Origin of the sequence: Mesorhizobium sp. M2A.F.Ca.ET.043.02.1.1, assembly GCF_003952405.1 — a bacterium.
In the GTDB taxonomy this organism is placed as follows: domain Bacteria; phylum Pseudomonadota; class Alphaproteobacteria; order Rhizobiales; family Rhizobiaceae; genus Mesorhizobium.
The window spans coordinates 5325479-5346609 of record NZ_CP034445.1 but is presented as its reverse complement, the minus strand read 5'-3'; the positions used below and the strand labels follow the sequence as shown (position 1 = coordinate 5346609).

Below are 21131 nucleotides of genomic sequence, written 5' to 3'. Positions count from 1 at the left end.
CTACATAGGCGGTCATTGGGTAGTACTGAACTCCAGGCGTAGGGACATGCTATCAGAACCGCGCAGGACAAAACATCGTCTGCCGCCACTCTGGATTGCAAATCCCCAACCCCGTCACCCGGCTACCGCATTAGCGCGGAGCGGGCGGGAGAGCCAGAGGTTTTTTAGGGGACCCGCCTACTTAAGGGCAAAGTTTAGACGTATAGTCTCTCAGCGAAGGTTGAAGCCAATGTTATCTTCAACTAAAATTGATCGGAGGGCCAGCATTGGATCGGTTTGAAGAGCTTCGTCGAAACCTTGATAAGACAAATATGGTCGGCATCGAGATCGGGCCCTTCTATAGTCCCGTTGCTCCAAAGTTCGATGGTTGGAAGACAATTGTTATAGACTTCCAGGACGGCGATGCTTTGCGGTCTGTAGCCAGAGACCATAGCGTTGAGGCAATTCGCGCCAAAGTTAGCCAAATCGAAGACGTAGACATTGTTTGGCAAGGCGATCCGCTGGATGATCTGGCCTTGGTCCGAAGGCCAGAGGGATACGACTATTTCATCGCAAGCCACGTTATAGAACACACACCCGATATTCTGAGTTTCCTTCAGCAGGTCTCGCGGCTTCTGCGAGAGACCGGGGTTATCTCACTGGCCGTCCCAGATATGCGCAAATGCTTTGATCTCTTTAAGCCTGCGAGCAGCATCCGGGAGGTCCTCACGGCTTATCGAGAGAAGCGGGTACGACACACCCCAGAGACCTTATTTGAGGCCCGTGCTCTGTCCGTAAACCGGAACGGCCTGGGCTCCTGGCTGGCCGGATCCACCGCACCTCTCGCCTTCACAGGAAATTTTGACCACGCTTGGCGGTCTTACCAGCAGGACGTCGCCAGCCTAGACGCTCGCTACATAGACGCACACGCGTGGTTTTTCACTCCAGCATCCTTTGAATTGCTCATCCTTGAACTCAATTACATGCGACTGCTTGACGTATCGATCACAAGCCTGGTTGAGAGCCACGGCTCAGAATTTATTGTTCAGTTACGAAAGACGCCAGCCATCCAAATTTCACTCGCTGATTTCAACACCAAACGTTTAGCGCTTTCCCGGCAGCAAGCTGTCGAATATGCATCCGAGGCGGTTGGCGCACCGCAACAACCCGCATAGGCGGTTTGAGCAATTTACCTCCAGTATGTAGGCCAATCGGCTACGTTAACACAAGCGGTATCGACGAATAACTCCATATCGTTCTGGTAAAAATCTCTAAGATAAGCTATGTCTTCCTTGCTCGGCGGAACATAGGCACCACCGCCAACATGCTCGGCTATCTCTTCTTTTATTGGAAAGGGGGATATCTGTAGAAATCGCGCGATTAAAGCGAGGACGCCAGCCGGGTCGCGTTTTAAGTCATTGGAACGCAGTAGCAGAACTTTACTGGGGTGGAACAATCGAAGCAAGTTGCTGATCTGAGCGCCGTAGAGACCTCGCTCCACGTAGCTATACGTCCTCCACGCAGGATGATTCCTTGCGAACCCGTTGAGACGAGCACGGCCATTCCTAATGGCATAGCTAAAAGGAACGTTGTCTGCGCCTCGGGACATTTCCATTCGCCAGTGCGACCAAGCCCTCTCGATCGGGTCACGGAAAATCAGAATGATCTGAATTTCGGGATTGTACTCCGCGATGCGCTCCAAAGCATTCGGCCAAAAAATTGAGATTGGCGTAGCCTCGAACGCAATTCGTTCACTGTCGTCCGACGGGAAGAAGCTGTGAAGCCGTTCGTAGTCGGGACTAATCCAATCAACACCGGTTTCGTCATCAAAAAAGTGAATTTCTTTGCGCCTCGGAGGCAGCAGACTAGGGTGGCGCGTCAGATAGGTGAAGAGAGCAGACGTTCCTGCCTTTTGAACTCCTGCAACCACAAAACCGAGACGGCCATTGCGCACGGATTAACCTCACCAAGAACGTTATGCCGTCTCTGAGCGTATGATCGGCGCCTCTAAAATTGTCGAGGATTGAGGTATCGCTTGATAGTCTCGGGTAGCGGCAAACCGCTTTACTGCCTCCCTCTGTTGTTTCGTTGGCTGGTCGAGCCCTATGAAATCGGCCATTTCACAAAGCAGCGCTTCGGGATCCAGTGCCGCTCGTTCGTAACTCACGAGCAACGTCGGCCATTGCAACTTTTGCAATAAACTCCAATACCGGCTAAACCGATGCAGAGCCTGCTCATAAGCCTGCTCGATCGAGTATTGCATCTTGTTGAATTCCGACTGCGCTATTGCAGCCATATCTCTGTTTACAAAAACTACTAGCGGATTTCTTACTTCTGTCGATACTTTTTCAAGATAAAGATCGGCCGAAGGATCCTTCCAGCCCCAAAGGCTGTTCGAGTCATTGCGTTCCTGAATAAGCCTTCTAAGGTTCTCAGTCACTGAATCCGCAACAGGACTCGTTGGACGGCCGTGTACATCGCGACCTTGTGCAGCGTTAACGAGTTCAACGTCCTCATGATTGACGGAATCGCTGTCCGCACCCATGGGCACGCCCAGGATGATGGCTGCGCCAGCAACCAAACTGGTTCCGCCTCGCCCACAACCCACCACTATCAAAGTTCTTTCGGCATTAGGAGGCTCAAGGCTGATCGCCCTATGTGATGTGACCATGTTGACCGCTTCTACTGTTTGACTGTCTGCCGGCGAGAATAGCGCGACCAAGTGCGTACACTAGGCGGTCTTCCGCTCGCCGGCTAGCTTCTCGCTCGCCATAGCGCGCACGTGGCGCTTGAGGAAGTTCAAGTGTCTTGAAGTGAGCGATTGATCCCAGTTCCGCGGATACCTCATCGTCTTGGCGAGCCGATAGCGCTCCTCCAGATCGAGGCTTTTGAATTTCGCCAACTCCAGCGCCGCAACGATTTCGCCTAGTCCCGGCGCCGCTGGAATTATGTTTCCGCTCAGACTCTGCAGGTAGCTTTCGGTCTTGGTCTTGAAGGTGTTCGTCACGACAACACAACCCGATGCCGCCAAATCCATGGGGATCATGCTCGGATGAGGCGAAGCCATCAAAGTAAGGCAGATATCGAAGCTGGCAACTTCCTCGATATAGGTGGTTAAATCCATTCTAGGCAGTGAAACCGAGCGAACGCCAGGAAGGAGTTCGACAACCCCCTCACCAAGACCCATGCCGACACAATCCCACTCGTCGGGATCGAATATACCGGACCTGAAGGCCGTTGAGAGAGCCAATGCCGTCAATTCGAACATATTCCGGTCCACAACCGGGCGAGAATAAAAGACGATCTTCTTTTTCTCTTTTGACCGATTGCGGTGAATAAAAATTTCCTTTGGCAGTAGATTAGCAGAACAGGCGTTATTGAAGAACGTATATGACATATTTCGAGACTTGATGCCACCGACGTCATTCTCGACAAAGAATCTCATTAGGCTCTCGCTCGAAAATATAGCGTGATAATTCATTTCATACGTTCGATCAGCAATCGCGTGCAAGCTATTTGCCGGATAAAACAACGCCTCGTAGTCTTGTATCAAATATATAAATTTATCCTTTCCAATAGCCAAGTTAATTTTTTGCGCAAAGTAGGCCGAGTACCATACCGTTGCAACTGCGCTATCATATTCGGAGACGCGAAGAGGCTCCCTCCTCTCACCTATATACTCAACCTCAAGTTCATCGAAAATCCTTTCCATTCCTGGATACTTCAGAACCTTTTCTTTGAATTCAGGAAGGTTAAAGTAGAAGTTATCGAACAGAACAAGGCGAACGTTCACACCTGTTTTGCGCAGGAACAGCGCCATCTGAAAGACGCCAAAGAAGCCTGCTGAGATCGATTTGAAATCGAACGCTGGAACGAGAACGTTGATAGTCTGCGGCCGACGTTTGTCAATCTCCACGTCAGGCAGGTCATAGACACGGTTCAGGCGCAGATTGAGGAAATCGCGATCATAAACGTGGTTCGGAGGTGCGATCGCCGGAATCAGCGGGAGGCCCGCAAGATAAGAGGATTGCAAATCCGCAAGCAGCCCCAAGCGGTGAGCCGCGAAGAGGCAAAGATACGCGAGCCGACTCTTATAGCTCTGTAGCTTGATGTTCGGATCGAAGACCTTGTGATAGGATTGCTTCAACTCCTGATGCCCGAACAACATCGACCCCGCACCTGCGAGCGCTGCAATTACCTGTCGACGCATTAGCTGAAAATCTCCTCCCTCATGATTCGACCTTTTTCGAGATACACCGCCGAGTGACACATGGAGCGGATCAAGGCGTCGGAATGAGACGCCAGAACGATGATTGCCGCATTGTTGAGCCAATGATCCATCCGCTCGCGCGCTTTTTTCTGAAAAGATTCGTCGCCTGTCCCTAGTCCTTCGTCTAGCAGCACAATGTCAGTGGGGTAGGCAGTAACAGCTGAGAATGACAATCGTGTTTGCATACCTGCGGAGTATGTTCGAACCGGGAGATCAATGAAGTCCCCTAGCTCTGAAAAATCGATGATAGAATCGATCTGTTGTTCCACCTCCCTTGGCGATATTCCAGCCATGAGGCTTTGAAGCCGAATAAATTCTCGTCCGGTAAGCTCTGGAGAAAGGCCCATCGACGGCTTTATCAAAACAGCCGTATCTCCCGTTATCGCGGCAGTCCCACTTGTGGGCTTCAGAATACCAGCCAAAACTCGCAGCAAAGTCGTCTTGCCGGCGCCATTGTGTCCGCACAGACCCAATCTCGTGCCGGGTTGAAGGTCAAGCGAAACGCCGTCGAGCGCAGCCACCTCGAACCGACCGGAATCGCCCGCCAAGAGACGACCGCCGGTCGTAAATCTGAGCGCTGCCTGCTTGAGCGACCGGTTAGCCGGAGCGGACCAGATTGGGATTCGAACAGATACGTCAGTTAGTTGGATCGATGGTTGTGACATTGGATTCCAATTGATCGCAGCTCGTGGCTCAGAGCCAATACGGAATTCGGTGCTGAGTTCTGCGATAAAGCGCGTATGCGGCGAGGCTGCCCAGCAAAGCGATCGCGGCAGAAACCAGCACGCTTGTGTAGTCTGTGCCACCGTTCAGGATCGGCGTGCGCGCAGCGTCGATCATGTAGGTGATGGGATTGAGAACCAGGAATAGCGATTCAGAGGGCAGAACCTTCGCCGTCCAAAGGATTGGCGACAGTATGAAAAGCAACTGCATTGCCGATGCCGTGATTAACGGGACGTCCCTGAACCTCACCGAAATAACCGATACAATGGAAGATATCCACGTCGCGTGAGCTATCAGCAATACGACACCAATAACGAACATTGGAATATTTAATCCAACATTTGGGTAAGCTATTAACATTGTAAATAAAACAACTATAAGATTGTGAAGAAGAATCATAAAGTTCTTCGTAACACATCTAAATATGCAAGAAGCAGGAGACATTTTGGTATTCAAAATTAAGTCATGAGCGTTAATTACGCTCTCAGCGCCTTCGACGACAGTTGCCGATAGAAATTGCCAAAGAACTATGCTCGTTGCCAAATGGTGAAGATATTCTCTTATTGGCTGGTTGAGTAGAACCGCATAAAGAAAGCCAACCGACGCAGCGAATATCGCTGTATTCAAAGTTATCCAAAGTGGACCGAAGGTCGAGTTTCGGTAACGAAGCTTTATGTCGAACTGAGCAAGCCGAAACCACAGCGTTGACGTGTTTGAGATCATATTCATCCCTTCAGAGTGCCGCTGTAGCTTCCGTGGCGCCGCTCTGTAACCTGCTCACTACGGTCCCCGTCGCCTCCCGCCACTGCCGCGCTCGCCACCCGAACACACCCTCAAACTTCGCGCTCGACAACCGCGAATTTTGCGGGCGCCTGGCCCTGGTCGGATAATCCGCCGTGGCGATATCGCGCACTTTCGCATAGGGGCCACCCAACGCCCGGCTTGTGTCGAGGATGTGGCGGGCAAAGCTGCTCCAGTTGGTGTCGCCCTCGCCCGCCAGGTGGTAGACACCGAAGGCGGCGAAATTCCTGTCGTCCCGCAGCCTCGCCGCCGCATGCAGGATGGCGTCGGCGATGTCGAGCGCCGAGGTCGGATTGCCCCATTGATCGGCGACGACGGCGATCTCGTCGCGATCGGCCGCCAGCCGCAGCATCGTCTTGACGAAGTTCCTGCCGAAAGGGCTGTAGACCCAGGCCGTGCGCAGGATGATGTGGCGCGGATTGGCGGCGGCCACCGCCTCTTCGCCGACGAGCTTGGAAGCGCCGTAGACGCCGAGCGGCGCGGTGGCGTCTGTCTCGACATAGGCGCCGTCCTTGGCGCCGTCGAAGACATAGTCGGTCGACAGATGGATGACGGGGACGCCGAGCCTTGCCGCGGCTTCGGCCACCTTGCCGGCGCCGGTGGCGTTCACCACGAAGGCCAGGTCCTTATCGTCCTCGGCCTGGTCGACGGCGGTGTAGGCGGCGGCGGAAACGACGATGTCCGGCCTTGCCGCTTCCAATGCCGCGAGCACTGTGTCGGGCTGCGCAAGGTCGAGCCCCGGGCGGCCGACGGCGACGACTTCCACGCCGTCGCGGCCCCGCGCCGCCTCGACCAGGCTTGCTGCGACCTGGCCCTCGCGTCCGGTGACGGCAAGCCTCACGTGGTCACCTTCCTGCTCTCGGCCGCGGTCCTGGCCGGATTGCCCGCGACCGGACCGCTTTGGCTGTTTGCGGCCGCAGCGTGGCCCAGCCGCTCGCCGGCGTAGCGCTGCTCGCGGATCGGGCCCCACCACCATTTGTTGTCGAGATACCAGTCGACGGTCCTGGCCAGGCCGCTGTCGAAATTCTCGCGCGGCGCCCAGCCGAGATCGCGCGCGATCTTGGAGGCGTCGATCGCATAGCGGCGGTCATGTCCAGGACGGTCGGTGACGAAGGTGATCAGGTCGCGATAGCGCTTGCCGGCGGCACGCGGCCGCCGCACGTCCAGCAGATCGCAGATCGCCTCGACCACGCCGAGATTGGTGCGCTCGGAATTGCCGCCGACATTGTAGCTCTCGCCCGGCCGCCCCTTGGTGGCCACCAGCTCCAGCGCCCGCGCGTGATCCTCCACGAACAGCCAGTCGCGCACATTGGCGCCGGCGCCGTAGACCGGCAGCGGCTTCTCGTCGAGCGCGTTGAGGATGACCAGCGGGATCAGCTTTTCCGGGAAGTGGTAGGGGCCGTAATTGTTCGAGCAGTTGGACAGCACCACCGGCAGGCCGTAGGTCTCGTGCCAGGCCCGCACCAGGTGATCCGACGCCGCCTTCGAGGCCGAATAGGGCGAGGACGGCGCATAAGGCGTCTCCTCGACGAACATGCCGCCGTCGAAAGGCAGGTCGCCGAAGACCTCGTCGGTCGAGACATGGTGGAAGCGGAAGCCCGCTTTGCGCTCCTCGGACAGCCCACGCCAGTATTCCAGCGCCGCATTGAGGATGCGGTAGGTGCCGACGATGTTGGTCTCGATGAAGGCGCCGGGGCCGTCGATCGAGCGGTCGACATGGCTTTCGGCGGCAAGGTTCATGACGATGTCGATATCGTCACGGCGCAATATCTCCAGCACCGCGCGCTCGTCACAGATGTCGCCCTGCTCGAAGCGATAGTTGTGCGCGTTCTCGATCGTCCGCAGCGACGCGAGGTTGCCGGCATAGGTGAGCTTGTCGAGATTGGTGACGCGGTAGGCCGGGTTGGCGCACAGATGCCGGCAGACGGCCGAGCCGATGAAGCCGGCGCCGCCGGTGACCAGGAAATTCAGCCTGCCCTCTTCCCTCACGCGAAAACCTCTGCCTCGCTCAGCGGTGGCGCCTTGCGATCCTTGTCCGAGAGCTGGAAGTCACCGGCAAGCGACGGCCACGCAATGCCGATGGCGGGGTCGTCGAAGCGGATCGACCGGTCATGCTCCGGCGAATACGTATCGGTGACCTTATACAGAATCTCGGTGTCCGGGACGAGCGTGACGAAGCCGTGCGCGTATCCCTTCGGCACCAGGATCTGGTTTCCCTTCTCGGCCGACACCTCCAAAGCCGACCATTTTCCGAAAGTCGGCGAAGACCGGCGGATGTCGACGACGACATCGAAGACGCTGCCTCGCACGACGCGCAGCAGCTTGTCCTGGGCGCGGGGCGGTAACTGATAGTGCAAGCCGCGCAGGACGCCGGCGGCCGCGGAATAGGAATGGTTGTCCTGCACGAAGGTCAGGTCGATACCGGCCTGGGCAAAGCGCTCCGCATTCCAGGTCTCGCAGAAATAGCCGCGCGCGTCGCCATGCCGCTTCGGCACGATCTCCAGCACGTCCTCCAGGCCGAGCGTCCTGACCTCAAGCACCTTGATCCTCCATCAGATCGGCGACCCGCCGCCGCAGATAGGCCGCATATTCGTTCTTGCCGAGCCGCGCGGCGCGATCGAGGACCTCGTCGGCGCTGATCCAGCGCTGCTCCAGCGCAATCTCCTCGGGGCAGGCGATCTTGATGCCCTGGCGATGCTCGATCGTGCGCACGAAGGACGAGGCCTCGAGCAGGCTGTCATGCGTGCCGGTATCCAGCCAGGCATAGCCCCGGCCGAGGCGGTGGACATGCAGCTCGCCGCGCTCGAGATAGACATTGTTGACCGCCGTGATCTCGAGCTCGCCGCGCGCCGAAGGGCGGATGGTCGAAGCAATGTCGACGACGTTGTTGTCGTAGAAATAAAGACCTGTCACGGCCCAGTTGGACTTCGGCTTTTGCGGCTTCTCCTCGATCGTCAAAGCCCTGCCGGTGACCTTGTCGAAGGAGACCACGCCATAGCGCTCGGGATCGTCGACATAGTAGGCGAAGACGGAGGCGCCGCCGTCGCGCGCAGCCGCCTCGCCGCAGAGCTGCGACAGGCCGCCGCCGAAATAGATATTGTCGCCGAGAATCATCGACACGCTGTCCTTGCCGATGAAGTCGCGACCGATGATGAAGGCTTCGGCGAGACCATTGGGCTCCGCCTGCTCGGCATAGCAGAGCTCCAGGCCGAATTCCGAACCATCGCCCAGCAAAGCCTGAAACACCGGCAAGTCGCGCGGAGTTGAAATGACGAGGATCTGGCGGATTCCCGCGAGCATCAGCACGCTCAGCGGGTAGTAGATCATCGGCTTGTCGTAGATCGGCAGTATTTGCTTAGATACAGCTAATGTTAGCGGATAAAGACGTGTTCCGCTGCCGCCCGCAAGGATAATTCCTTTCAACAAGCTCTCCTTGAACTACCGCGGCCCCCGCCTCGACGCCAAGTTGCCCGTGCTTAGGTTTCGGGCACCGGCTTGTCAATGTCGGGTTTGCTTCCTTCCTGACGCTGGTTCCACTTTCTATCATCCGGCACGCGGTGGTTTCGAGCGAAATCCGACTGCGGCATGAAAAAGGGCCGGCGGGCGCTTGTCGCCCGCCGGCCCTTCTTTCGTCGATCGCGATCAGCCGCGCTTGAGCAACGCCCACACGGCCGGCACCAGGCTGGCGGCCAGGGCCACCTTGATCAGGTCGCCGGCGATGAAGGGCAGGACGCCGAACTGCCAGGACTTTTCCGGTCCGATGAGCATCGCCAGCCAGGCAAAGCCCATGGCCATCATGACGACTTCCGCCGTCAGCATGGCGCCGAACAGCTTGAACGGGCTGCGGTCCCAGCCGCGGTCGGCGGCCCAGCCGGCGATCGCGGCCATGACCACGAAACCGGCGAGATAGCCGCCTGTCGCGCCCAGCATATAGGCGATGCCGATGCCCTTTTCCGGCGTGCCCTGGAAGACCGGCAAGCCAAAAGCGCCTTCGGCAAGGTAGAGAAGCAGCGTCGCGACGGCCAGCCGCAGGCCGAAGGCCGAGGCGATCAGCAGCACGGCGAGCGTCTGCAGCGAAATGTCGACCGGGCCGAGCACCACTTTGGTCTTGGCCGAAAGCGTGAGCAGCAGGGTTCCGGCAAGCGCCAGGAAGAGCTGGGTCGCGAGCCGCGCGGCGCCCCGCTCCGGCAGAGTGAGAGAAACGAGCGGACGCATCGTGGTTGCAATTGCCATGGTCTTCCTCATTCTGGCTGATTCATTGGGTGGCTGATTTGCTGGCTTCAAAAACTTTCTTGATGCATGTCGTTGTCCCAGAACCGCTGCGCACTTTTGGGCGAAATGCTCAAAAACTTTCTTGATGCATGTCGTTGTCCCAAAACCGCTGCGCACTTTTGGGCGACATGCATTGAATTTCCTATATTGGCTTCCGTATCGGGCGGCAATCATTTTGCCGCATTGCAAAGGAATCCGGCATGGCGCTTGAGTTCGATACCAGCTTCGACCCGGCCTACGGCCGGGCGGTCACGGTTGCGCCGGATGTGCTGCGCATCACTGCCGGAAACCCGAGTCCGTTCACCTTCCACGGCACCAACAGCTATCTCGTCGGTCGCGACACGCTGGCGGTGATCGATCCGGGGCCGGAAGACGACGCGCATCTCGAAACGCTGCTCACGGCGATCGCTGGCCGGCCGGTCAGCCACATCTTCGTCAGCCACACGCATCGCGACCATTCGCCGCTGGCGGCACGGCTGAAGGAGCGCACCGGCGCGCCGACGCTTGCCGAAGGCCCGCACCGGCCGGCACGGCCCTTGCGCATCGGCGAGGTCAATCCGCTCGACGCCAGCGCCGACCTCGCCTTCGTGCCCGATATCGCGCTGGCCAACAATGCCCTGACCGAGGGAGACGGCTGGGCGATCCGCACCATGCTGACGCCCGGCCACACCGCCAACCATGCCGTGTTTGCGCTCGAGGGAACCGGCATCCTGTTTTCGGCCGACCATGTCATGGCCTGGTCGACCTCGATCGTCGCGCCGCCGGACGGCGCCATGGCCGACTATATGAGCTCCCTCGACAGGCTGCTGGCGCGCGAGGATCGTCTGCTGCTGCCGGGCCATGGCGGGCCCGTGACCGCGCCCCAAAGGTTCATGCGCGGCCTGAAGACGCATCGCAAGATGCGTGAAAGGGCGATCCTGGAGCGCATCCGCGCTGGCGACCGGACGATCAGGGAGATGGTCGCAGCGATCTATCGCGACACCGACCCCCGCCTGCACGGCGCCGCGGGGCTGTCGGTGCTCGCCCATCTCGAGGATCTGGCCGCGCGCGGCCTGATCGCCACCGAAGGCGACCCGGCGATCGACGGCATTTTCAGTCCCGCCGGCTGATCACTCGGCCGGCGCCGCGCCAACCTGCCCGGCGACTTCCTGGTCCAGCTCGCCGAGGAAATCCGTGATGCGGGCGGCGTTGTCGCCGAGGTCGTAGCGGCCGTAGCGCGAGGCCGAGCGCATGTCGACGATGACCTGCTCGCCATCGTCGGTGACGCGGATGGCGACGTCGGCCGGCAGTCCGAGCACAAAGCCCTTGGCCAGCGCATTGATCGTCGCCTCGCTCTGCCCGTTGATGTCGGGATAAGGCGCCGTCAGCTGCCAGTCGCGGCGGTCGAGCACGGTTTCGACAGCGTCGACGACGGTTTCGAAGGGCAGATTGTAGCTGTGGCCGCTGACCAGCGGATAGGTATCGGCCTGCAGGCTCTGTTCGCCAGGGGTCGGCGGCGACAGCTCGTTCATGTCGCTTGTCCGGTCGCTGGTGTCCAGGACCGGCGGGTCGTCGAGATCGGTCGAGATGTCGCGCAGCGGCGGGTAGATCGTGGCCCAGTAGACGGCGACGCCGTAGGGCGCCAGAACCAGCAGCGCCAGCAGCGCGCCGACGCTGAGATCGCGGCCACCGCGATCGCCGAAGCTCCAGACCCTCGACAGGCCGAGACCCGCCAGCAACAGGGCGAGCGCCGCCAGCAGCGCGACGACCGCAAGCACCCACAGGAAAGGCGGCGTCTCGACGAATCCGAGTCGGTAACCGGCAACGGCGGTGAGCAGAAGGACGAGGGAAAATGCCCCGATCCGCCGCGACCAGCCGGCCGCCCTCGACGTCTGCCGTTCAGGAATAGATGCCATTCTTCGCCGTATCGTCCCAACCCGGGCCGAGAGTTAGCGGTTTTTGGCGCGGGCTTGAAGCCGGAAGATCGAACATTTTCGTCAATCCGTCGGCAGGCGGTAATCCTTGAACTGGGCGCGCAGGCTGGTCTTCTGGATCTTGCCGGTAGCGGTGTGCGGAATTTCGCCGACGAAGGCGACGTCGTCGGGCATCCACCATTTCGCCACCTTGCCACTCATGAAGGTGAGGATGTCGCCCTTGCTCGGCTCCCGACCGGGCTTGCGCACGACAACGAGCAAGGGCCGCTCGCCCCATTTCGAATGCGGGATGCCGATCGCCGCCGCCTCCGCCACGTCCGGGTGGCCGACGGCGAGATTCTCCAGGTCGATGGTCGATATCCATTCGCCGCCGGACTTGATGACATCCTTGGCGCGGTCGGTGATCTGCATGTAGCCGCTGGCGTCGATATGGGCGACATCGCCCGTGTCGAACCAGCCGTCGGCATCGAACTGCTCGGCGCCGGCGCCGCCATAATAGGCGCGGGCCACCGCCGGACCGCGCACCTTGAGATGCCCGAAGGTCTTGCCGTCCCAGGGCAGCGCGTTGTTATCGTCGTCGGTCACTTTCATCTCGACGCCGAAGGGCGGAAAACCCTGCTTGCCCTGGACATCCAGCCGCGCCTCGCCGGTCAGCGTCTGATATTGCGGCTTCAGCGTGCAGAGCGTCCCCAGCGGCGACATCTCGGTCATGCCCCAGGCATGCACCACCTGCACATCGTAATCATCCTGGAACTTTGCGGTGATGGCGCGCGGACAGGACGCCCCGCCGATCACGACCTTGTTCAGATAGGGCAGCTTCTTGCCGGTCTCTTCCAGATATTGCAGCAGCATCATCCAGACGGTGGGCACCGCGGCGCTGAACGTCACCTTTTCGGTGTCGAGCAGTTCATAGATCGAGGCGCCGTCCATCTTGCAGCCCGGCATCACCAGCTTGGTGCCGATCATCGGCCCGCTCTGGCCGAGGCCCCAGGCGTTGGCGTGAAACATCGGCACCACAGGCAGGACGACATCGCGCGTCGACAGGCCCATCGCGTCGGGCATGGCGGCGATCATGGCGTGAAGGACATTGGAGCGGTGGCTGTAAAGCACACCTTTCGGGTCGCCCGTCGTTCCGGAGGTGTAGCACATGCCGGCGGCGGTGTTCTCGTCGAACGTCTTCCAGGCGAAATCGCCGTCGGCCTCGGCCAGCCATTCCTCGTAGGCGACGGCATTGGCCAGAGAGGTTTGCGGCATATGCGCCTGGTCGGTCAGCACGATCACCCGGCGCAGCGATTTCACCGCGCCGGCGATCTTTTCCAGGAGCGGTACGAAGGTGAGGTCGACGAAGATCGCCTTGTCCTCGGCATTGTTCATGATCCAGGCGATCTGCTCGGGAAATAGCCTCGGATTGAGCGTGTGGTAGATAGCGCCGATGCCCATGATGCCGTACCAGGCTTCGATATGGCGGGTCGTGTTCCAGGCAAGGGTCGCGATGCGATCGCCGAGCACGAAGCCGTCACGCTCCAGCCGCTGCGCCGCCTTGAGCGACCGGCGATGGATTTCGGCGAAGGTAGTGCGCACGATCGGACCTTCGATCGAACGCGACACGACCTCCCGGCTGCCGTGCTGGCGTTCGGCGTGGTCGATCAGCTTGTGGCAAAGCAGCGGCCATTCCTGCATCAATCCGAGCATCTATTTCCTCCCCTTTGCGCATTCGCGTCGTTTGTTCCGCACATTGTGGAACGAACCGGCGGATTGTCCAGCCGCCATAAGTCGAAGCCCGTGGATGGATCGAAGAACCGGGAAAACCGCCATAATCCGGCCATCCTCGCCGTTAAGTTTCGTTAACGGGCTGGGTGAGATTGGCGAATGGAGTGGTTCGCATGGACGCGCAGCTCGACGAAAAAGCCCTCGAAAGCACGCTTGCCGAAAGTCTGGACGATCTGGCGCCGGACATCAAAACCGTTTCCGAAGATGAATTTGCCGAAGTCGTCGGCGGCGCGCTTGAAGCCGTCGGCGGGACGCTGCTGTTCAAGATGCGCGTCGAAAACGGCGAGAATGGCGAGCATGTCGCCGCCGCCTGCATCGGCGACGCGGGCAACCGCCAGTTCCTGCTGCTGACGCTGCCGACCAGCGGCGGCGCGCTCAAGGTCGAAACCGCGGCAAGAAGCACCAATCCGGTGGCCGGCATTGCCGCCGCCTATGCCGGCCTCATGGATGCCTTCAAGACAGCCGCCTGACGGCTGGCCAGCAGACGTTCAATGAATGGTGATGGAGCCTCGCGCCGCGCGGGCTTGCGCGACGCACTCACCCGACACATGTAAGTCTGCCGCGAGAACGTTTCACCGTTTCATGGAAACGGCAAACCGTTCTCTTTGTTTTGACGCAATTCCGGACGGAAACCGCTTCGCACTTTTGCTGGAATTGCTCCAGGAGACCATTCATGGACAAGCCCGCCAACCCTGCCCCCGGCTTCCAGCGCAATCCCGACAAGGTGATCACCGTCGAACCCTATCGCGGCAGTGTCACCGTGCGCGCCGGCGATACCGTCATCGCAAGATCCACCCGGGCCAAGGTGCTTTCAGAACCACCCTACCCGGCGGCCTTCTACATCCCGTTCGACGATATCGACTTCAGCAAGCTCGCCGGCACCGAGCACTCGACGCATTGCCCCTACAAGGGCGATGCCAGCTACTGGAGCGTCCAGGCGGCCGGCGAAGCCGGCACGAACGCCATGTGGGCTTATGAACATCCGATCGACGAAATGACCGAGATCCGCAACCACGGCGCGTTCTACACGAGCAAGGTAACGGTCGAAGCCGAACCGGGCTGAGTTTTCGATTGGGCTGGGTCGTCGCTGCGATCCGAGGCAGGCGAAGGCCAAGCGTCGTCATCCCAGGGCGGAGGGATGGGCGTTCACGTCAATCTCGGAAGGATGTGGCTGCCAAAATTCAGCCGCCGCACCGCACGCTCAATCGGTGGTGCCGTCGTTGCCTATACCGTCGGCATCGTCCAGGCGCACGAATGTCATGCCTTTCTGCTTCAAGGCGAGCAGCCCCTGAACCACGCCCTCGCCGGCCGCATGCGTCGGCTGGTTGATGTGGGCGATGATGACGTCGCCGTCCTTGGCGGCGCCGATGCGGCGTGCCGTTTCCTTGGCGCCGAGCAGCGAGCCGCCGTCGCCATTGACCGAGAAGCCGGCGATCTTGAAGCCCAGCTTGCGGATCATGGCGATCGCCGATGGGCTGTATTCCGCGGTGGCGCCGCGAAACCATTTGGGCGCCGGTCCGCCCGCGCTGGCGAGCGCCGCGGCGCCGGATTCAACCTCGGCCTGCACGGCGTCCGGGCTGCCGGCGCTGCTTATGCCGTAAATCTTCCGCGGCGTATCGACCGCGGGAATGTGGCGGCCGCCATGGTTTTCCAGCTCGAACAGATCAGGATGGGCTCGCATGATCTCGGCGGCCGCGGCATTGCGCTTGAGCCAGATGCCGGTAACGAAGATGGTCGCCGGTATGCGATTGTCGACAAGAGCCGAAAGTATTCTTGTGTCGGTCTTTCCCCCGCAAGCGTCGAGCGTCAGGGCGACTCGCCCACGCCCTTCCGGGGCTTGGGTCTTCAGATGCAGCGTCGGCTCGAGAAGCGTTGCGGCATTGCCGGCCGACGCCGCCAAGAGCGACAGCGCGAGCACGCAAAGAGAATTTCGAAGCAGACCCATCATCCATTCCAACCCGGCACGCACGGCCAGTTGCCGCATCGCGCCAAAGAAAACTTGCCTCCGCTCGTCCCAACAGACCGGCATCTAGGCGAAAATGGGGACGTCCAACAGCGCAAAAGGAGCAATCGCGAAAAATTGCTTTCGTCTACACCGCGGTTTTAATGGGTCTGTCCGTCCGCGCCAGCAGTTCGCGCACTGCTTCGGCGACCGTGTCCACTTCCAGGCGCCAGACGCAAAATGCCTTGGCTGGATTGGTCCGGTGGCACATGTCGGCGGCCACACACTCGCAAGGCATTGGGGGCCGCAGCGAAATGCTGGGTGCGCCAACCGGACCCCATGCAACCGGGTTGGTGAGGCCGTACAGGCCGACGACCGGCGTGCCTGCTGCGGCGGCCATATGCATTGGGCCGCTTTCGTTGCCGAGGAAGAGCCGCGCCTCCTTGAGCAGCGCCATCAACGTTTCGAGCGATAGCTTACCTACCAGATTGACGACCGGCGCCTTGACCGCGGCCACGATGTGGTCGTTCGCCTGGGCTTCGTCGGGTCCGCCGACCAGGACGACGGAGAGACCGGTTTCGCTCGATATCGTGTCGACGGCCGCGGCGAAACGCTCGGGCTGCCACCGGCGGCCCGGAAAGCTTGCTCCGGCATGCACCACCAGGAAGGCTTTGCGGCGAAGACCGCAGCTGTCCAGCAATGTCAGGACCCGCGCGGTTTCCGATGGCAGCGGCTCGATCGAGGGAACCCGCACGCGCAGATCTTCCCCTAGCGCCTCCAGCGGAGAAAGATAGCGATAAAGGAAATGCCTCTCGCCATAGCCGAAGGGCTTGGCCCTGACGTTTGCGGATTGGCGCTCGAACCGGCCCAATCGCCTCTCGGTCGGGAAATAGCCAACGCGGATCCTGGCGTTGAGCGCCATGGCGACGAAGTGCGTCGTTTTTGAATCGGTCAAGTCGATGGTCATATCGCAAGCCAAACGACGCAGCTTTCGCAATACGTGGTAGAGTTCCAGGCCGCGCTGCATTACCGTGCCACGCGCGCTCGAGCGCTTGAAAGCTACGGTCTCATCTGCGATCCCGTGAGCAGTCAGGAAGCCTGCGAAGCGAGCCTCGCACAGGAAGACAATTCTGGCCTCCGGATAGGCGATCCTAAGATTCTTCGCCAGCGTCGAGGCAAGAACCAGATCGCCGATATATTTCGTTTGCAGAATCAGGATCGACCGGACGCCTGCGAAGGGCCCCTGCAACATCCGTGTCCGGGCACCAGAACTGAGTTGAGACGTCGACATCCGGGGCCGCCACGCGCATGTTTCACGTGGCCCTCATATACAAGACGACAAGGTCGTGGGCCAGAGTGACTTGCACGTGCCGGCAGATCGTTTCACGGTCATGGAAATAGCGAAATTCCGGATTTCGCTGTTTGCAATGCGGACGACGACGGCACGAGAATCTCCCCGCGTGTCAGACCGCGGCTTCCAGGACTGCCTCGGTACGCGCCAGGAGCTCCAGCACCGCCTCGACCACCGGATCAACCTCCAGGCGCCAGACGCAGCAGGCCTTGCTCGGATCGGTCCGGCGGCACAGGTCGCCCCCGACGCAGTCGCAGGGCACGGATGGCCGCAACGAGATGCTGGGCACGCCGACCGGCGCCCAGCGGACCGGATTGGTCAGGCCGAACAGGCCGACAACCGGCGTGCCGGCCGCGGCCGCCATATGCATCGGCCCACTTTCGTTGCCGAGAAACAGCCGCGCCTGCCTGAGCAGCGCAAGCAGGGTTTCCAGCCGCAGCGCGCCCGCCAGATTGACGACAGGCGTCTTCGCCGCGGCCACAATCCTGTCGGTCGCCTCGTTTTCGTCCGGGCCGCCGACCAGGACGACGCGCAAGCCTGTCTCGCCGGCAATCCTGTCGATTGCCTCGGCAAAGCGCTCCGGCTGCCAGCGACGCCCGGCGAAACTTGCTCCGGCATGAACCGCGACAAAGGCGTTTGGGAGGATGTGGTGCCGGGCCAGCAAAGCCAGGACGCGGGTCGTCTCGAATGGCAGCGGTCGAATGGCCGGGGCTTTTACGCGCAGGTCGACGCCGAGCGCCTCCAACGGAGACAGATAGCGGTAGAGAAAGTGCTTCTTGCCAAATCCGAAGGGCTTCATCCTGACATTGGCGGGCTGGCGTTCATGCCAGCGCAGAGGCCGCTCCGTCGGAGAATAGCCGACCCGGACCGGAGCATTGACCAGCCCGGAAATAAGACGCGAGGTTTTCGAGTCGGTGATGTCGATGGTCATGTCGAAGCGACGCCGCCGCAATTCCCGCACCACGCGGAAGAGCTCGCGTCCCCGCTCGAACGGCATGCCACGCATCCTGGCGCGGCTGAGGGGGATAGCCTCGGCGGCAATGCCGTGGGCCGTCAGGAAGCCGGCCAAATGCGTTTCACAGAGAAACACGATCCTGACGCCCGGATATGCGAGCTGCAGGTTGTTCGCCAGCGCCGAGGCAAGCACGATGTCGCCGATAAATTTGGTCTGCAGGACAAGGATCGACCGGAAAGGAGTGGGGGCAATCTGCAACATGGGTTTCTGACACCAAAAAGTTCGGTGTCGGAAACTCCCTCGAAACGGTGTCGAGATTCAGGGCTGTCACGCGCACGTTAGCGTGACATTCCATACAAAACCGTAAGGTCCCTTGGGGTGCCGCTCCCCGGAATGCACGTCTCAGGCGCGTTTGGCGGCGCCTTTCGCCGCCGCCACGGCCGCCTGCGCGGCCGCCAGCCTGGCGATCGGCACACGGTAGGGCGAGCACGATACATAGTCGAGCCCGACCTCCTCGCAGAAGCGGATCGAAGCCGGATCGCCGCCATGCTCGCCGCAGATGCCAAGCTTGATGCCGGGCCGGGTCGCCTTGCCCTTTTCAGCAGCGATCCGCACCAGTTCGCCGACGCCATCGACATCGAGCGACACAAACGGATCCTGCTCGATGATGCCCTTTTGCCGGTAGGTTTCAAGGAAGGACGCCGCGTCGTCGCGCGAGATGCCGAAGGTCGTCTGGGTGAGGTCATTGGTGCCGAAGGAGAAGAATTCGGCGGCTTCGGCAATGACATGGGCGCGAATCGCCGCGCGCGGCAGCTCGATCATCGTGCCCGTTAGATAATCGATCTTGGTGCCGGTCTCCTGCATGACGCTTTGCGCCACCGCGTCGATGCGCGCCTTGACGTATTCCAGCTCCTTCACCAGTCCCACCAGCGGCACCATGATTTCCGGCACCACCAGCGCGCCGGCCTTGCGTCCGGCCTCGACCGCCGCCTCGAAGATCGCGCGCGCTTGCATCTCGGCGATCTCCGGATAGGAGACGGCGAGCCGGCAGCCGCGATGGCCGAGCATCGGATTGAACTCGTGCAACGCCTCGGTGCGTTGCCGCAGCTTGTCGGCCGAGACATTCATGGCGCTCGCCACCTCGGCAAGCTCGGCCTCGGTCTTGGGCAGGAATTCATGCAGCGGCGGGTCGAGCAGGCGGATTGTCACCGGCAGGCCGGCCATGATCTCGAACAGCTCGAGGAAGTCCGAGCGCTGCATCGGCAGCAGCTTATCGAGCGCTGAGCGCCTGTCCTTTTCGGTATCGGCCAGGATCATCTCGCGCATGGCGACGATGCGGTCGCCGTCGAAGAACATGTGCTCGGTGCGGCAAAGCCCGATGCCCTCGGCGCCGAAGGAGCGCGCCATGCGCGCGTCGAGCGGCGTTTCGGCATTGGTGCGCACCTTCATGCGGCGCGCGGCGTCAGCCCATTCCATGATGGCGGCGAAATCGCCGGAAAGCTCCGGCTGCAGCATGGCGACCGCGCCCTTCAGTACCTGTCCGTTGCCGCCATCGATGGTGATGACGTCGCCCTTGCGGAAGGTCTGGCCCATCGAGACCAGCGTGCCGGCCTTGTAGTCGACGCGCAGCGAGCCGGCGCCCGACACGCAGGGCTTGCCCATGCCGCGCGCCACCACCGCGGCGTGGCTGGTCATGCCGCCACGCGTGGTGAGGATGCCTTCGGCGGCATGCATGCCGTGAATGTCCTCCGGGCTGGTCTCGATGCGCACCAGGATCGCCTTGCGTCCCTGAGCCCTGGCGTCCTCGGCGTCTGCGGACGAGAAGACGATCTCGCCCGTGGCGGCGCCGGGCGAGGCCGGCAGGCCCATGCCGATGACATCACGCGCCGCCTTCGGATCGATGGTCGGGTGCAGGAGCTGGTCGAGCGATGCCGGATCGATGCGGGCGACCGCCTCCTCCTTGGTGATCAGGCCGTCCCTCGCCATCTCGACGGCGATCTTCAGCGCCGCCTTGGCGGTGCGCTTTCCGGAGCGGGTCTGCAGCATCCACAACTTGCCGCGCTCGATGGTGAATTCGAGGTCCTGCATGTCGCGGTAATGCTTTTCCAGTCGGTCGGAGATGTCGACGAAGGCCTGGAAGGCGTCGGGCATCAGCTTCTGAAGCGACGGCTTGTCGGAGCCGGCGGCAATACGCGCCGCCTCGGTGATGTTCTGCGGCGTGCGGATGCCGGCCACCACGTCCTCGCCCTGGGCGTTGACCAGGAACTCGCCATAGAGCTGCCTGTCACCGGTCGAGGGATTGCGGGTGAAGGCGACGCCGGTCGCGGAGGTGTCGCCCATATTGCCGAACACCATGGCCTGGACGTTGACCGCCGTGCCCCAGCTTTCCGGGATGTCGTGCAGGCGGCGATAGGTGATGGCGCGGCTGTTCATCCAGCTCGAGAACACGGCGCCGATCGCGCCCCAGAGCTGCTCGTGCGGGTCCTGCGGGAACGGCTTGCCAAGCTCTTCCTCGACCTTGGCCTTGTAGAGCGAAATGACGCCCTGCCATTCCGCGGCCGTCAGCTCGGTGTCGAGCTCGTGGCCGAGGCTGGCCTTCTGGTCCTCGAGGATTTCCTCGAACACTTCGTGATCGAGGCCCATGACGACGTCGGAATACATCTGGATGAAGCGGCGGTAGCTGTCATAGGCGAAGCGCGCATCGCCGGAATCGGCGGCCAAAGCCTCGACCGTCTCGTCGTTGAGGCCGAGATTGAGCACGGTGTCCATCATGCCGGGCATTGACGCCCGGGCGCCGGAGCGGACGGAGACCAGAAGCAGCTTCGACGGATCGCCGAAGCGGCGGCCGGTGATGCGGCCGATATGGTCGAGAGCGGCGACGACATCCGCCTCGAGCCCATCGGGATAGGCCCGGCCGTTGGCGTAATAGGCGTTGCAGACTTCCGTGGTGATGGTGAAACCGGGCGGCACGGGCAGGCCGAGACTGCACATCTCGGCCAGATTGGCACCCTTGCCACCGAGAAGATTGCGGTCGCCGGCACGGCCTTCGGCGGCGCCGTCGCCGAAGGTGTAAACCCACTTGGTCATGCTTGCCCTCCAGTTCGTGGAAGATAGAAACAGCCGGACCATGGCCCGGTTCCCCGCTTCCCCGGTCC

20 protein-coding genes are annotated in these 21131 nt (G+C 60.9%); 4 read left to right on the top strand and 16 right to left on the bottom strand.

Going from position 1 to position 21131, the window contains the following annotated elements; genetic code table 11:
* The first annotated feature begins 266 nt into the window (after positions 1–266).
* Positions 267–1154 carry a class I SAM-dependent methyltransferase gene (locus EJ068_RS25320; protein WP_127250097.1) on the top strand — a complete coding sequence of 296 codons (888 nt, stop codon included), beginning with the start codon at positions 267–269 and terminating at the stop codon, positions 1152–1154.
* 14 nt (positions 1155–1168) lie between these two features.
* Here the strand turns inward: EJ068_RS25320 and EJ068_RS25315 are convergent, their stop codons facing one another.
* From EJ068_RS25315 to EJ068_RS25270, 10 genes are all read right to left on the bottom strand, one after another.
* Entirely contained in the window at positions 1169–1933 is a 765-nt protein-coding gene (locus EJ068_RS25315) for a sulfotransferase domain-containing protein (RefSeq protein ID WP_127250096.1), read from the bottom strand.
* A 21-nt stretch (positions 1934–1954) separates the two neighbouring features.
* A complete protein-coding gene (locus EJ068_RS25310) occupies positions 1955–2650 on the bottom strand; it encodes a sulfotransferase domain-containing protein (protein ID WP_127250095.1) in 696 nt (231 codons plus the stop codon).
* A gap of 60 nt (positions 2651–2710) precedes the next feature.
* A complete protein-coding gene (locus EJ068_RS25305; protein ID WP_127250094.1) occupies positions 2711–4189 on the bottom strand; it encodes a hypothetical protein in 1479 nt (492 codons plus the stop codon).
* Positions 4189–4797: an ABC transporter ATP-binding protein gene (locus EJ068_RS25300; protein ID WP_189341987.1), complete on the bottom strand. Its 609-nt coding sequence runs from the start codon at positions 4795–4797 to the stop codon at positions 4189–4191. Before EJ068_RS25300 ends, EJ068_RS25305 begins: the two co-directional genes overlap by 1 nt.
* Positions 4798–4942: 145 nt before the next feature.
* Positions 4943–5695 (bottom strand): ABC transporter permease, encoded by a 753-nt coding sequence (locus EJ068_RS25295; RefSeq protein ID WP_189342641.1) that lies wholly within the window; start codon positions 5693–5695, stop codon positions 4943–4945.
* Between the two features lie 10 nt (positions 5696–5705).
* Complete coding sequence (gene rfbD / locus EJ068_RS25290) at positions 5706–6614, bottom strand: dTDP-4-dehydrorhamnose reductase (RefSeq protein WP_127250091.1); 909 nt, start codon at positions 6612–6614, stop codon at positions 5706–5708.
* Positions 6611–7744 (bottom strand): dTDP-glucose 4,6-dehydratase, encoded by a 1134-nt coding sequence (gene rfbB, locus EJ068_RS25285; protein ID WP_127250116.1) that lies wholly within the window; start codon positions 7742–7744, stop codon positions 6611–6613. Before rfbB ends, rfbD begins: the two co-directional genes overlap by 4 nt.
* Positions 7745–7758: 14 nt before the next feature.
* A complete protein-coding gene (gene rfbC, locus EJ068_RS25280) occupies positions 7759–8313 on the bottom strand; it encodes a dTDP-4-dehydrorhamnose 3,5-epimerase (RefSeq protein ID WP_126078445.1) in 555 nt (184 codons plus the stop codon).
* On the bottom strand, positions 8306–9196 hold the full coding sequence (gene rfbA, locus EJ068_RS25275; RefSeq protein WP_126078446.1) for a glucose-1-phosphate thymidylyltransferase RfbA: 891 nt from the start codon (positions 9194–9196) through the stop codon (positions 8306–8308). Before rfbA ends, rfbC begins: the two co-directional genes overlap by 8 nt.
* Positions 9197–9415: 219 nt before the next feature.
* A complete protein-coding gene (locus tag EJ068_RS25270; RefSeq protein ID WP_126078447.1) occupies positions 9416–10006 on the bottom strand; it encodes a biotin transporter BioY in 591 nt (196 codons plus the stop codon).
* 239 nt (positions 10007–10245) lie between these two features.
* Here EJ068_RS25270 and EJ068_RS25265 point away from each other — a divergent pair, with 239 nt between their 5' ends.
* Positions 10246–11154: an MBL fold metallo-hydrolase gene (locus tag EJ068_RS25265; protein ID WP_126078448.1), complete on the top strand. Its 909-nt coding sequence runs from the start codon at positions 10246–10248 to the stop codon at positions 11152–11154.
* Here the strand turns inward: EJ068_RS25265 and EJ068_RS25260 are convergent, their stop codons facing one another.
* Both EJ068_RS25260 and EJ068_RS25255 read right to left on the bottom strand, forming a co-directional pair.
* Positions 11155–11940 (bottom strand): DUF1499 domain-containing protein, encoded by a 786-nt coding sequence (locus EJ068_RS25260; protein ID WP_127250090.1) that lies wholly within the window; start codon positions 11938–11940, stop codon positions 11155–11157.
* 81 nt (positions 11941–12021) lie between these two features.
* On the bottom strand, positions 12022–13650 hold the full coding sequence (locus EJ068_RS25255; RefSeq protein ID WP_126078450.1) for a fatty-acid--CoA ligase: 1629 nt from the start codon (positions 13648–13650) through the stop codon (positions 12022–12024).
* Between the two features lie 191 nt (positions 13651–13841).
* Here EJ068_RS25255 and EJ068_RS25250 point away from each other — a divergent pair, with 191 nt between their 5' ends.
* Positions 13842–14198: a hypothetical protein gene (locus EJ068_RS25250; RefSeq protein ID WP_126078451.1), complete on the top strand. Its 357-nt coding sequence runs from the start codon at positions 13842–13844 to the stop codon at positions 14196–14198.
* Between the two features lie 203 nt (positions 14199–14401).
* On the top strand, positions 14402–14791 hold the full coding sequence (locus EJ068_RS25245; protein WP_127251970.1) for a DUF427 domain-containing protein: 390 nt from the start codon (positions 14402–14404) through the stop codon (positions 14789–14791).
* 138 nt (positions 14792–14929) lie between these two features.
* Here EJ068_RS25245 and EJ068_RS25240 read toward each other — a convergent pair whose 3' ends face one another.
* The 4 genes from EJ068_RS25240 to ppdK form a co-directional block, all read right to left on the bottom strand.
* Positions 14930–15673 (bottom strand): polysaccharide deacetylase family protein, encoded by a 744-nt coding sequence (locus EJ068_RS25240; RefSeq protein ID WP_126083472.1) that lies wholly within the window; start codon positions 15671–15673, stop codon positions 14930–14932.
* Between the two features lie 145 nt (positions 15674–15818).
* The gene (locus tag EJ068_RS25235) at positions 15819–16922 is read right to left on the bottom strand and encodes a glycosyltransferase family 9 protein (protein ID WP_126078452.1); all 1104 of its coding nucleotides are present in this window, start codon (positions 16920–16922) and stop codon (positions 15819–15821) included.
* Positions 16923–17133: 211 nt separating this feature from the next.
* Positions 17134–18237, bottom strand: coding sequence for a glycosyltransferase family 9 protein (locus EJ068_RS25230; protein WP_127251969.1), 1104 nt, complete (start codon positions 18235–18237; stop codon positions 17134–17136).
* A gap of 141 nt (positions 18238–18378) precedes the next feature.
* Positions 18379–21063, bottom strand: coding sequence for a pyruvate, phosphate dikinase (gene ppdK, locus EJ068_RS25225; RefSeq protein ID WP_126078454.1), 2685 nt, complete (start codon positions 21061–21063; stop codon positions 18379–18381).
* Positions 21064–21131 lie beyond the last annotated feature (68 nt).